The organism is Bradyrhizobium sp. IC3123 (genome assembly GCF_020193625.1).
GTDB lineage: Bacteria > Pseudomonadota > Alphaproteobacteria > Rhizobiales > Xanthobacteraceae > Bradyrhizobium > Bradyrhizobium yuanmingense.
In genome coordinates this window covers 84,943-97,589 of record NZ_JADYVF010000014.1, presented here as the reverse complement: position 1 = coordinate 97,589, position 12,647 = coordinate 84,943, and the positions used below count along the sequence as shown (strand labels likewise).

Genomic DNA, 12,647 nt, shown 5'->3' with positions numbered 1-12,647 from the left:
AGGCATTCAGGCGCGGCTGGTTGATCAATTCGGCGAATTGAATCTGGTCCCCGTTGCTGCTGCAGGCGAGGCAATGGATGAGCGAGGAATAGAATGCCGATCTACCTCGATAACAATGCAACGACCCGGACCGATCCATCCGTTGTACAAGCCATGTTGCCGTTCTTCACCGAGCAATTCGGCAATGCCTCGTCGACGCATGCCTTTGGCGACGAGGTCGCGGTCGCTGTGAGGCAGGCCCGGCATAGCTTGCGGGGCCTGTTAGGGAACGCATACGATCAAGAAATCGTTTTCACTTCGGGAGGGACCGAGGCGAATAATGCCGCGATCCTCTCTGCGCTTGCGACGCAGGAAGACCGAGACGAGATTGTCACCACCTCGGTAGAGCACTCCGCCGTTCTTGCGTTAACCAAGCAATTGGCGGCAAGAGGAGTCAAGACGCACATCGTACCCGTAGATTCCCGCGGCCGGCTCGATATCGAGGCGTTTCGCTGCGCGCTCGGGCCACGCACAGCGATCGCCTCGGTTATGTGGGCCAACAACGAGACCGGAACGATATTCCCTGTGGAGTTTCTGGCCGGGTTGACCCGTGAGGCGGGCGCGCTGTTTCACACCGATGCAGTCCAGTCCATCGGTAAGGTGCGCGTAAACCTAAAGGACAGTGCGATCGACATGCTGTCGCTATCCGCGCACAAACTGCACGGCCCCAAGGGAATCGGCGCGCTATATTTGCGCAAAGGGACAAAATTCCGGCCGCTGATCTGCGGCGGATCACAGGAACGAGGACGCCGCGGCGGGACTGAGAATATTCCCGGCATCGTCGGCCTGGGAAAGGCTGCCGAGCTCGCGGCGGAGCGGCTCGAACCGGAGCGCGTTCGCATTGGCGCGTTGCGCGACCGCCTAGAGCAGGGAATTTTGCACAATGGCGAGTGCGTTGCGCTCGGCGATATCAGCAATCGGTTAGCGAACACGGCCACTATTGCCTTCGATCATCTCGAAGGCGAAGCCATCGCCCACCATCTCAATCGGGCCGGTATTGCCGTGTCGCTCGGATCAGCCTGCAACTCCGGCTCAATGCAGCCTTCGCATGTTCTGCGTGCCATGCAGGTGCCGGCGTGGCGGATGCGCGGCGCGGTGCGCTTTTCTCTGTCACGTGAAACCTCGTTCGCGGAGGTCGATGAGGTCGTGTGCGCAGTGTCCGACATCGTGGCTCGCCTGCGCGCCACCTCCTGCGTCACAGCCAAGGAGTTGACCACGTGAAAATCATGATCCGCCGGTCTCCGGACGCGGGCCTGTCGATATACGTGCCAAAAAAGGATCTCGAAGAGCCAATCGTGGAATCCGAGCACGAGACGCTATGGGGCGGCTGGATCAAAGTAGCTAATGGCTGGGTGCTCGATTTGCCCGAGATGGCGAGCGACACACGGCTACCGATCACAATCAACGCTAAAAAACGGGGCGAGAACGGGGACGATCCCTGAAGGCGCCCCCGAAGATCGACTTTGTCGATGCGGCCGATGCAAAAGCCACGCTCGTGGACGAGGGCCGCGAGCATTGTTCCCCATCTCGGTCCTGGCCTCGCCGAATTGTGCAGATCCGATATGTCGACCACGCCAGAGGCGTTGCCCGGCTTCTTCGAGCGAGGTTCCGCTGCCGCGGCCGGCTAGGGGCAATGCGTTGGCGTCGGCGCGACAAGTCGAGATCAGCAAAGATCGGTCCGCCGTGACGGCATTGATGGCGCGGGCTTTCGCTCGGCCAGTTCAGCCGACGCGGTCGCGCCATCATCTTGCGTCCCTGTCGCTGCGAGTCATAGTCGACATCTGGTATGATGCCGCCAGGCGCCCGGCGCTGGATAAGCGCGATGGATGGGTCGAAGTGCAGGGTATCACCCGCGTCGGCATTGGCGAAAATCGCTGGTATCGCCTTTACGATTCGCTTGCCGAGAGGTCGGCAGTGCGGTGGCCGTCAGCTGGGCGACGGGGGTGCTGTACAAGTCGCATGGCAGCGTGCAGCCGGCCAACACCTTCCTTATCTCCGACGCGGACTACGTCAGGCGTTGACCGAAATCGACATTCAGACGCCAGTTCCGGACATCCATCAAGGAAAGGCGAACAGACCTTTCTCTTGATCGGCTGTCGCTTCAACGAACAGCTGTTGCGTAGCTATGCGGCGGTAGATCATCAAGCGCTCGGCCAGCACCCACTATGCCATCGTTGATGGGGACGCGCTCTCTCGCAACGAGCTCCGCTTTCTACTCGAGCAACGCCTGACACCGCTTGCGATTGGGTTCCCTTGCACGGTTGAGATACTGCTCACCCATTAGTGGCCTTATGAAGCCCGGATCCCCCAGCTCCTATCGTGGGAGCCGCAACGCGAGAAAACCCGTTCAGATGGAGCCGGTTCCGGCGAGCTTAGCGCGAGCATGCGCAAGCCGTGGAGCTCTGCGTGAGAATGACGACGTATCTGTCGCATCGTCAACAAGCGCATCATTGCTCTTCTTTCGTGCGCCAGCGACGATGGTTTCCGCTAACTCCTTGGCGTATGGCTGCAATTTCATCGTCTGCGCCATGGCATGCAAGTTGCTATCCAGCTTCTTTGATCGTCCTGGGGGGCGATGATGCCAGCAGGGAAAAATGAAAATGAACGCGGAAAGTATGTCAAAGCTGCAGTGGATAGCGGCAAGATGATGCAGCCCGCCCCCGAGCATAAGCGCTGCCGCGCTTCGGCCAAGACCGGACAGGCGAGCTGCGGCTCGCACGCAGGCCAAGGCGATCTGCCGACCGAAATCTGGGAAAAGGTCAAGAACCATCCCTGCTACAGCGAAGAAGCGCATCATCATTACGCCCGTATGCATGTCGCGGTCGCGCCTGCCTGCAACCTCCAGTGCAATTACTGCAACCGAAAATACGACTGCGCCAATGAATCGCGTCCGGGTGTGGTGAGCGAGAAGCTCACGCCTGAGCAGGCGGTCAGAAAAGTGCTCGCGGTCGCGACCAGCATTCCGCAGATGACGGTGCTTGGCATCGCTGGACCGGGCGATGCTCTGGCCAATCCAGCAAAGACGTTCAAGACGTTCGAGCTGGTCGCCAAGGCCGCTCCCGAAATCAAACTGTGTCTGTCAACGAACGGACTCGCACTGCCGGACTATGTTGATACCATCGTCAAGTCCAAGGTTGACCACGTCACCATCACCATCAACATGGTTGATCCCGAAATCGGAGCCAAGATTTATCCGTGGATCTTCTTCAACCACAAGCGATACACGGGTATTGACGCGGCAAGAATACTCACCGATCGCCAACTGCAAGGTCTCGAGATGCTTAGCGAACGAGGTATCCTGTGCAAGGTCAACTCGGTGATGATCCCAAACATCAACGACGACCACCTGATCGAGGTCAACAAGGCGGTGAAGTCGCGCGGTGCCTTCCTTCACAATATCATGCCGCTGATCTCCGCGCCCGAACACGGCACAGTATTTGGCCTCAACGGTCAGCGCGGACCGACGGCGCAAGAATTGAAGGCGCTGCAAGATGCTTGTGAAGGAGAGATAAAAATTATGCGCCATTGTCGCCAGTGCCGGGCCGATGCGGTCGGTCTGCTCGGGCAGGACCGCAGCGCAGAGTTCACCACCGATCAGGTCATGAAAATGGACGTCGAATATGACCTAGAGATGCGCAAGGCATATCAGGGCAGGGTAGAGCATGAGCGTGCCGCCAGAGTCGCGGTCGCCCAAAAGGAGCTTGCGAAATTTGCCGGGGAGATGAGCGCGATCACTCTTCTAGTGGCCGTCGCAACCAAGGGCTCGGGGGTGATCAACGAGCACTTTGGGCATGCAAAGGAATTCCAGGTCTACGAACTTTCTACATCCGGCGCCAAATTCGTCGGCCACCGCCGCGTGGACGTTTACTGCCAGGGCGGTTATGGCGAGGAGGACAGGCTTTCCGCCATCATGCGTGGCATCCATGACTGCCATGCGGTCTTCGTCTCCAAGATAGGCGGCTGCCCGAAAAGCAATCTGATCAAGGCAGGGATCGAGCCGGTCGATCAATATGCCCATGAGTTCATTGAGAAGTCGGCGATCGCCTGGTTCAGATCCTATCTGGATAAGGTGAAACGCGGGGAGATCCAGCACGCGCAGCGCGGCGACGCCGCGATCCCGCAAGGATCTCTTTTCTCCGCAGGCTAAGGGGGATATATGCCATTCAAGATCATCGCCTCGCAGTGTACGAGCTGTTCAGCCTGCGAACCCTTATGCCCGAACGTTGCTATCTCGGAGAAGGGGGGCAGCTTTGTCATTGAAGCGGCGAAATGCACTGAATGTGTTGGCTATTTCGACGAGCCGCAATGCGTCGCCGCCTGTCCGGTCGACAATACCTGTGTGGTTGACACGTCCTTTCCTCGCTACCAGGCGCCAGTCTAAAGTGTGAACCCCATGAACGGCACGCCAAGAGCGGGTGCTGAAAACGTCGCAAGCTTCGTGCTGCGCGTTGGCGGCGGCGCGGACGCCGACGTTCGGTCCTCCATCACGGACGACGACTGCGCTGGCTTGCCCTGCGATCGTGCTGTTGCTGGTCGGCAGCACGGCCCTGGCGGGCATTTCATTCTGCGCGGCGGTCCAAGGCGTTTCGCGATTCCGAGAGCGGCCTTCCTACCCAGCGCTGCTGTCGTCGATGAGACTGACCACGCCGCGCGAGTATGAAGTGATGCAGGATCTCGCCTGCCGTGGGCGAGGCAGCTTCCTACATCTCTAGAGGGAGCGATGCATGAGGAGCGGTACATGAACAGCATTGTTCGCGACAGCGACGTCGTCGAGCTCAGCGACCCGCCCGTCTTCAGCTTTGGCCAAAAGCTGCGAGCCAATCGCACCATCCGCAATGATGGCACCTATCGCGGCAAGGAGATTGGCGACGTCTTAGTCAAGAAGGGGGAGGTCGGTTATGTCGTCTCGATCGGCACGTTCCTGCAGCAATTCTACATCTACGGCGTTGAGTTTTTGGAAAGCGGCTACCGCGTTGGCATGAAGCGCAAGGAGCTAGAGCCGGTGGACACGTGCGAGGAGATCGATGATCTGCCATTCCCGGAGGAGTCATGACTCAGCCCGGCGTTCCGAAATATCAGCGGGGCCAGCGGGTCAAAACCGCAGTCGACCTCATCAACGACCACTCATATCCCGACATGGAGCCCGAGGGAGTCTTGCTCGCGGCCGGAGCGACCGGCGAGATCATCAACGTCGCGATCCATACCGAAGCGAACGTGCCGATCTATATTGTCGATTTTGGTGAGCAGATGCTCATCGGCTGTCTTGAAGAAGAAATCACAGTGCTTTGAATGGAGGCTTCGCGATGAATGCCGCGCTGATGAGAACGGTAAAGGCCGGGCTGGTGCCTCACCCCAACGAACTCGATCGCAAACGGATCGAGCGCGGCTTGAGCTCGCGCAAGCGTTATCTCTACGTCTCGCCGAACGTGACGCCGGTGAGGGGCGGCTACCTCGTCGAGAGCCCCTGTTGCTCGCGCAACATCGACAAGGATGGCGCTCTCATCGATGTCGCACTGATTCATTATGATGCCGTGAGCGGGATCTGGAAGCTGTTTCGCAAGAACCACGCGCGAGGAACCTGGGAATTTTACAGCCTTTACCATCGGTTGACTTCTGCAATCGACGAATTGAATGCGGATCCGGAGCGTCTGTTCTGGCAATGACGCCGCGCCTTTGACGAGTCATAGAGGAGCCACGATGGCGCTCACCGCGGAGGAATTGATCGAAATCGAGCGGCTGCTTGCAGCCGATCGCGCCGAGATGGGTCCGTTTGTCGAGCTGCGGCACCGCTTTCCACAGCTTGCTTGGGTGCGCTGTGATGCGTCGGATGTGGCGGATCAGCCGTTCCGGCAGTTTCCGCGTTTCGACCTTCATCTGATCGATGGATCAGATCACTGCGTGCAGATTACGGCCGATCCGACGCGGGCGACCGGCATCGTATTGGCCAAAAGGAATGTGCGGCGGTGAGCACTGAACTAGCAGAGTATCGGCTTGATGGTGCGCACACTGTGGAGGAGAATACATCATTCATTCCACTGTTCGATTCCGATATCACCTTCTCTGAGCTCTCTGCCGTGGAGACGCTGCTGTGTTCGCCGCAAATTTCCAACGGGCGGATCACTGAGGCGTTTGAGCACGCTTTCGCCGCCTATCTTGGTCGCAAATATGTTGATGCGGTCTCGAGTGGTACCATCGGGCTCCTGCTTGCGCTGAAGGCGCTCGGCATCGGCCCGGGGCAGGAGGTTTTCGCCTCGCCCTACTCCTTTCGCGAAACCGCGCATGCCACCAGTCTCGCGGGCGCACGAGTGGTATTTGCAGATGTCGATTATTGGTCGGGAGCATTAGTCCCAGCGAAGGCCAAGAGCGCATCACGGCCAACACGCGGGCGATTGTCGCCGGCAATCCTAACGGTCATCCCGCGCCGTGGTCGGAACTGCGTGCGGTCGCGCAGCGCCATCAGCTGCTGCTTTTGGAGGATTACACCGAGGCGATTGGATCGAGCTACAAGGACGGATTGAGCATACGTCGCTTGTGGCAGCGTTGCCTGGTGCGGATCGTGATCCACACAAATGCGGGAGCACGCCGTGCGGTTGGAGGCACGCACTCGTGTTAAGTCCGCGCGAGAAATGCTCCAAGCGGGTGAAGAATACCTGCTCGATAGTACAAAAGGCGCGGCGTCTAAGGCGCGGCTTGAGCCCCCACGCGCCAAGGTGCCCGAGTCGAGATCGTCGGTGTACGGTCGGGATCCTTAGAGTTGCCAAAACAGGGGATCGGTATGAGCTCGCAAGAAGTCATCATCCACGTCCGCTTCGGTCCGGACGGGAGGGTGATCCAGATCAGTGAGCGTCCGGCGAAGCTCACGCCGATCCAATGGTTTGATGTCCTGAACGCCCGTGCCAGCTCGGCTTATCGGCCGCTCGCTCGTGGCCGCGGGATTTTTCGGCTGAGCCGGACTGCGATCGAAGCCTTCAAGCAGGAAACTGCGAGGCCGGGATGAGCGAACCGATAATCGGCGACCTGATGAGCGATAAGACGGAGGTTTTTGCCGTCTGCCCGGCCGATGCCCTCGAGCGGAGTGGGGCCATGGGCTTCAGCCTGTCGCGGATCGATGATAGGGGCGAGAGCCGCCCGTTTCCAATTATTGTGGTGCGCACCTTCGGCAACGACTATTTTGGTTACGTCAATCGTTGTCCGCATGAGAGCGTCTGGCTTAACATCGGCACCGGTGCGTTTTTCTCGTCAGACCGTTCCTTTCTCAGATGCGGCCGGCACGGCGCAAGATTCGAGATCGACACTGGGATGTGCATCGACGGCCCCTGCGATGGACAATCGCTTGAGCCGGTACCGCTCGCCGTGATCGAAGGTGACGTCTGCCTGTGCGGCGTCAGGCTGCTGGAGGACGATCGGTCTGCCGACCCGTTCGCGGACAGCGACGAAACCATGGATATCACGATCCATCCGGACTAACGGGCCTATCGCTTTGTTATGCTCAAGCTGCTTGAGGCGCCTTGCCGTCGGATGAAGCCGTCGTACTCGTGAGCGTTGGCAGATGCGTGTCACGGCTGTTGATTTGTGAGACAAAACGGGCACCTTGCGCGGATTGCAGCCCTGCCACTCCGCGACCTCCGTCGCACCAAGAAGCTGCCCTTGCACTAGCTCGCCAAATCGAGCGGGCAGGCAGGACATGCTTCCTACTGCAGGCGATATGTTGGAGAGGGAAATGCCCCCGGCGGCTGGAAGTTCGCCGAGGGCATCGTCTGGGCTGGGAGAATGTGGGGCCCAGACTGACAGGACCGTTTGGGGAGGAGGAATGACGATCCTGTGTCAAAACTCTTTGGCCGGCGGACGCAGCTGGCGTTATTGCCTGCGCTGCAACTGCCATGCCACTCCGTTCGTGCGAGGCCCTTAGCGGATGTCAGCTAGGACCCGTTAGGAGCAAATGCATGTGAGCAGGTGCTCGTTGTTCGTCGCAAATTTGCCGCTGCAAGCGCGTCTTGACGTGTATCGTGGGAAGCCTGCGGGCCGCTGCGTTGCCGGTTTAACGTTCCTGCCAATCGGGATTGCGGCCGGCTTGGTCTGCAGCCTCAAAGGTGGCTCAGCAATCATCGCTGTCTCGTTGGGCTCTTGCGACAGGCGCTATCTGTTGAGCAAACGATAGATCGGCAGCGACGGAACACAGCAGCAGGCCGAGGCGGGAGGTCAAATGCTATGCGAGTTTTGTCGTGTCCGAAACAGAAGCGAACGACGTTGTCGCAACCTGCGCAATAATTGTGAGTCGCGCCGCGAAAAGGAAGGGATCGTTGGACAAACGAACGTTACGCATCTGGTGTGCAACTTGCTTTGGAGAAGTTGAATGATGAGCAAGTGATGCGGGAGTAAAAAGGTCGCGATGATGGCAGAAGAGGTTGGAATTGATCAAAGAGGCTGATCCGGACGCGAAGGTGTCTATCGCTGATCTTCAGCGATGACAACCACTATGGCACCCGCTCATTTCGCCAGCATTGGCAAGCGCGAGTGGGAATCAGTAGCATCAAAGTCTTCGATGCAGCGTTTAATCGTAAGAGATTGTGGGAGCGACGTGCTCGCACCTTGTCATCTTTTCAGATGAAGCCCATTGATCACAGGACAGGCGCATGAACTCAGAAGCCGAATTCGAACTTCCTCAACTTTATAGGCATCATGTCTTTGCCTGCAACATGCAGCGTCCGCCAACTCATCCGCACGGCAGCTGTGGCGCCTTTGGCGCGCAAGCCCTGTGGGATCGAATGAGCAAGGCGGTCGAAGCGCAAGGCCTCAACGATATTGGCTTCACGATGGCAGGCTGCCTTGGCTTTTGTAACGCTGGTCCCTTGATGGTAGTCTATCCCGATGGAGTGTGGTATCGCGCGACCACGCCTGAGGACGTTGACGAAATCGTAAACTCCCACCTCAAGCAGGGCAAACGTGTCGACCGCCTTGTGATGGTGCTAAAGCGAAGCTAGAGGCTTCGCCCAGCGGCCACGTGCCCGGGCTAGCAAGCATGGACGGCTTGTCAGTCCATGAGCTGGCCGCCCGGAGCTAGGATCGTCTGAGGTTGAGCGGAGGCCTCACGCTCTGGGTCTGCGAACAGCAGGTCATTGACCTCGGCGCGGGTGTTGCCTTTTTTCTCCGGGCCGATCGGCAAATGGCGCCTTTTGCAACGCGAACAAGAATATGAACACATGCTGGGTCGATCTGTTTGTGTACCGTCACTCCATGCCGCGCGATCCGTAGCTTACAGCGAGAGCAATGCTGCGAATGGCTCCCCGCTTCTCGTGAGATGACGCGTCCTTGACGCGTCATCTCGCTCCCTGCTTGCACAGCGGTGAGGTTAGGGGACGCGCTCGATGAGCTCGTACGTCCGGAATGATCAAACGGATTCCCCATTCTGCTCCTGTTCTAGCGTCAGAACCTGTAAGTGACGCCGCCGCTGACGAGCCATGGATCGATATTGGCGCGCCCGGTGACGGCAATCGCATTGTTTACGGTCGCGGAGTACTCCGGCCGCAGCCACAGCTTCTTCACGTCAAAGTTGAGGCCCCAGTGACGATCAAGCATGTAATCGAAGCCGAATTGGACCGCCGCGCCGAATTGGTTGCTGATGTGCAAATCCGTCACCGCAAGACCGGCGGGCGACGTATTGGCTGCCGATTGGTTGAAGAATGCGGTGTAGTTGATGCCCGCACCGATATAGGGTTTGAGCGCGCCGAATTCGGTGAAGTGATATTGCAGGGTCAGTGTTGGCGGCAACAGCCAGGCTTTGCCGATATCGAGGCCAGTGAGCGCGCCATTGCCGCTGATGTGATGGCTGGTCACGCCGAGAATGAGTTCGGCGGCAACGTTTTTTGTGAAGAAATAGGTGATGTCGAGCTCGGGTACGGCTTGATCGCTGATCGAAAGGCCAGAACTTGGTGAGGACAGCGAGGGGGCCCCGGCGATGCTGACCGAGCTGCCTGCGGTATCCGGCAAAACGCCAAGCACGCGCAGGCGGATCATCCATGGATTGAAGGGTTCGATCGGAGGCGCTTTATAGTAGACCGGCGTCCGACCCAGATCCGCAGCCTGTACCGAGATGCTGGCCAACGAGGTCGCGAGCGCGAGGAGCGATGCCCTCGTCAGAACTGTCCTTGTTCTCATCGAATTCTCCATTCCAAAATCGGCGCGAAGAGCCGCGCGAGATCTCTGTGACACTGGGGAATGGCGGAGGATTTGATACCGATCAAATGGGAGCGGCCATAGCGCAATTATGCCGCTAAGTTGCATAAGGATCACGGCCGCGAAGCGTTGTGATCTGTTCTGATCGTTATTCAATTGAATAGAGCAGAATGTCTTCAAGAAACCGCTTCTCGCCTTGGTGCTGTGATCCAATCCGTGCCGCGGAGGTCATGCGCGATAAAGGCGGCAACTGCGGCGGCCTCTCACACACTACACAGGCGAGAAGCGCGGCATTCGAGCGCAATAGAGGCGATGCCCCTTACGGAGCAGTCACTCGTGCGAGCGTCTCAGGGAAGGTCCCGTCGCTTACTACCGGTGAAGGAAGCCGGAAGTGGGAAACGGCATCTCTGCCTCGCTTGATAGCGGTGGGTACCCTCCGCCCGTTTCTCACGTCTGCGGACAACGCGTACGGTTTGCTTCGTGCAAGCATCCGCCGAGATCATCTTGCGTGTTGCCGCCAAGCAGGGACAGCACGGGCTCATGATCGAGTCCGGCACATCGTGCCCCGTCTACGTCGATCAGCGGTCGTCGTATCAGGAGCGGATCGACTATCATCAATGCGAGCGCGCTTGCCGGGTCGATAGTATCGGATTGACTTCGCCTGACTTGATACGGGGGGCAGCTCGGTTGAACCAGGCTTTGACCGGCACATTGCCGAAGAAGCCGCGCAATTTCTCCGCATCCCATGAATCTTTCAAGATGTCTCGGGCGATCACGTCGGACTTCAGCTTGAATCTGACGCGCGTTAGTGGCGCAGCCGGGCTTCTGATAAAAGATGATTGTCGCCACGACATACCTATGTAGGCGCGCTGAGCTGAACGATTGGCATGGCGCGGCTGCTTTCGGGAGCCCATTCGAATTTCTTGCCGATCATCTCCAATGTCAGCGCATCAAGCGCCGTACCGTATTTGCAACACTCGCGGCTGGTCCGCCAGGTTTCGAGCCCGACCGGCATATTCACTGTCCTAGGATCGCCCGGCTTGCGAGAAGAGGACAAAGTGCCGTTCCACACCAGAAGGCATCGGAACAGGTCTCGCCAAATCGGCTTTTCGCGTAGATTGTTGTGGTCGTTGTTAGTTTTCTGACAGTCGCGCAGATCCTGTCAGATCCAAAATAGCCAAGGCCTCACTCACCGGCTGGTGTTTTTTAGAAACGTAATCAGAAGCTTAAGGAGCGCGGTCAAGCGTTGGCACGGCGGTTGCTAATAAGCGACAGCAACACTGAGTGAGGGCTGAGTGCACGCCGACGCGTAACACGAGCGATGCGCTCCTTCCCTCGAACCCGTGTGCCCCCGTTTCTGAGAGAGAAACAAGCTCGCGCGCAAGAAGCGCGCAACTTTTGGCAAATCGGTTGATGGAGAGCAACATGTCTTCACTGAGACAAATCGCGTTCTACGGGAAGGGCGGCATCGGCAAGTCGACCACTTCGCAGAACACGCTGGCGGCGCTGGCCGAGATGGGTCAGAAAATTCTGATTGTAGGGTGCGATCCGAAAGCGGACTCGACCCGCTTGATTCTGCACGCCAAGGCGCAAGACACGATTTTGAGCCTTGCAGCGAGCGCCGGCAGCGTTGAGGACCTCGAGCTCGAGGACGTAATGAAGGTCGGCTACAAGGACATTCGCTGCGTGGAGTCCGGTGGTCCTGAGCCGGGTGTCGGCTGCGCCGGCCGCGGCGTCATCACCTCGATCAATTTCCTGGAGGAGAACGGAGCCTACGAGAACATTGACTATGTCTCATACGACGTGCTCGGCGACGTCGTTTGCGGTGGTTTTGCGATGCCAATCCGCGAGAACAAGGCGCAGGAAATCTATATCGTGATGTCCGGTGAGATGATGGCGATGTATGCTGCGAACAACATTTCCAAAGGCATCCTGAAATACGCGAACTCTGGCGGCGTGCGGCTGGGCGGTCTGATCTGCAACGAGCGGCAGACCGACAAGGAGCTGGAACTGGCGGAAGCGTTGGCCAAGAAGCTAGGCACTCAGCTGATCTACTTCGTGCCACGCGACAACGTGGTGCAGCATGCCGAGTTACGCCGCATGACGGTGCTTGAATATGCACCCGATTCCAAGCAGGCCGATCACTATCGCAATCTTGCGACCAAGGTTCATAACAATGGCGGCAAAGGCATCATCCCGACCCCAATCTCCATGGACGAGCTCGAGGACATGCTGATGGAGCATGGCATCATGAAGCCCGTGGATGAATCCATCATCGGCAAGACCGCCGCCGAACTCGCGGCCTCGTAAAGGTCGCGAGTCGCGGCCTTGTAAAGGCGCGCGACGGATGCCGGTCTCCCTCACCGCCCATCCCGGGAGGCCGGCATTCTGACGATCGACCCTGATCAAAACCAGGATGCGGCACGCAAACCTGA

General features: G+C 58.5%; 14 protein-coding genes and 2 pseudogenes. 13 read left to right on the top strand and 3 right to left on the bottom strand.

Annotated features, from left to right (window positions below):
• The first annotated feature begins 93 nt into the window (after positions 1-93).
• The 12 genes and pseudogenes from nifS to I6F20_RS31810 all read left to right on the top strand — a co-directional run bounded on the left by nifS (position 94) and on the right by I6F20_RS31810 (position 9,020).
• The gene (nifS, locus tag I6F20_RS31865) at positions 94-1,260 is read left to right on the top strand and encodes a cysteine desulfurase NifS (RefSeq protein WP_225129568.1); all 1,167 of its coding nucleotides are present in this window, start codon (positions 94-96) and stop codon (positions 1,258-1,260) included.
• Entirely contained in the window at positions 1,257-1,481 is a 225-nt protein-coding gene (gene nifT / locus I6F20_RS31860) for a putative nitrogen fixation protein NifT (protein WP_027571421.1), read from the top strand. The genes nifS and nifT overlap by 4 nt, the downstream gene beginning before the upstream one ends.
• 1,205 nt (positions 1,482-2,686) lie before the next feature.
• On the top strand, positions 2,687-4,186 hold the full coding sequence (gene nifB / locus I6F20_RS31855; RefSeq protein ID WP_225129646.1) for a nitrogenase cofactor biosynthesis protein NifB: 1,500 nt from the start codon (positions 2,687-2,689) through the stop codon (positions 4,184-4,186).
• A 9-nt stretch (positions 4,187-4,195) separates the two neighbouring features.
• Positions 4,196-4,420 carry a 4Fe-4S binding protein gene (locus tag I6F20_RS31850; protein WP_225129566.1) on the top strand — a complete coding sequence of 75 codons (225 nt, stop codon included), beginning with the start codon at positions 4,196-4,198 and terminating at the stop codon, positions 4,418-4,420.
• A 357-nt stretch (positions 4,421-4,777) separates the two neighbouring features.
• On the top strand, positions 4,778-5,092 hold the full coding sequence (locus I6F20_RS31845) for a nitrogen fixation protein NifZ (protein WP_225129565.1): 315 nt from the start codon (positions 4,778-4,780) through the stop codon (positions 5,090-5,092).
• Positions 5,089-5,328: a nitrogen fixation protein NifZ gene (locus I6F20_RS31840; RefSeq protein WP_225129563.1), complete on the top strand. Its 240-nt coding sequence runs from the start codon at positions 5,089-5,091 to the stop codon at positions 5,326-5,328. Before I6F20_RS31845 ends, I6F20_RS31840 begins: the two co-directional genes overlap by 4 nt.
• A gap of 14 nt (positions 5,329-5,342) precedes the next feature.
• A complete protein-coding gene (locus I6F20_RS31835) occupies positions 5,343-5,702 on the top strand; it encodes a DUF3024 domain-containing protein (RefSeq protein WP_225129561.1) in 360 nt (119 codons plus the stop codon).
• A gap of 34 nt (positions 5,703-5,736) precedes the next feature.
• Entirely contained in the window at positions 5,737-6,006 is a 270-nt protein-coding gene (locus I6F20_RS31830) for a DUF6129 family protein (protein WP_225129559.1), read from the top strand.
• A pseudogene (locus tag I6F20_RS31825) lies at positions 6,003-6,652 on the top strand (DegT/DnrJ/EryC1/StrS family aminotransferase). Before I6F20_RS31830 ends, I6F20_RS31825 begins: the two are co-directional and overlap by 4 nt.
• A gap of 162 nt (positions 6,653-6,814) precedes the next feature.
• Positions 6,815-7,036, top strand: coding sequence for a hypothetical protein (locus tag I6F20_RS31820; RefSeq protein ID WP_225129557.1), 222 nt, complete (start codon positions 6,815-6,817; stop codon positions 7,034-7,036).
• The gene (locus I6F20_RS31815; RefSeq protein ID WP_225129556.1) at positions 7,033-7,506 is read left to right on the top strand and encodes a Rieske (2Fe-2S) protein; all 474 of its coding nucleotides are present in this window, start codon (positions 7,033-7,035) and stop codon (positions 7,504-7,506) included. Before I6F20_RS31820 ends, I6F20_RS31815 begins: the two co-directional genes overlap by 4 nt.
• Positions 7,507-8,672: 1,166 nt before the next feature.
• Positions 8,673-9,020 (top strand): (2Fe-2S) ferredoxin domain-containing protein, encoded by a 348-nt coding sequence (locus tag I6F20_RS31810; RefSeq protein ID WP_225129554.1) that lies wholly within the window; start codon positions 8,673-8,675, stop codon positions 9,018-9,020.
• Between the two features lie 442 nt (positions 9,021-9,462).
• Here the strand turns inward: I6F20_RS31810 and I6F20_RS31805 are convergent, their stop codons facing one another.
• The 3 genes and pseudogenes from I6F20_RS31805 to I6F20_RS31795 form a co-directional block, all read right to left on the bottom strand.
• On the bottom strand, positions 9,463-10,206 hold the full coding sequence (locus I6F20_RS31805; protein ID WP_225129552.1) for an OmpW/AlkL family protein: 744 nt from the start codon (positions 10,204-10,206) through the stop codon (positions 9,463-9,465).
• A gap of 453 nt (positions 10,207-10,659) precedes the next feature.
• Positions 10,660-11,061 (bottom strand): annotated as a pseudogene (locus I6F20_RS38495) (thioredoxin domain-containing protein).
• Between the two features lie 7 nt (positions 11,062-11,068).
• Positions 11,069-11,227 (bottom strand): hypothetical protein, encoded by a 159-nt coding sequence (locus I6F20_RS31795; RefSeq protein ID WP_225129550.1) that lies wholly within the window; start codon positions 11,225-11,227, stop codon positions 11,069-11,071.
• 410 nt (positions 11,228-11,637) lie between these two features.
• On the opposite strand from I6F20_RS31795, the gene nifH reads away from it, so the two are divergent.
• Positions 11,638-12,522, top strand: coding sequence for a nitrogenase iron protein (gene nifH / locus I6F20_RS31790; protein ID WP_027571409.1), 885 nt, complete (start codon positions 11,638-11,640; stop codon positions 12,520-12,522).
• The last annotated feature ends 125 nt before the right edge of the window (positions 12,523-12,647 follow it).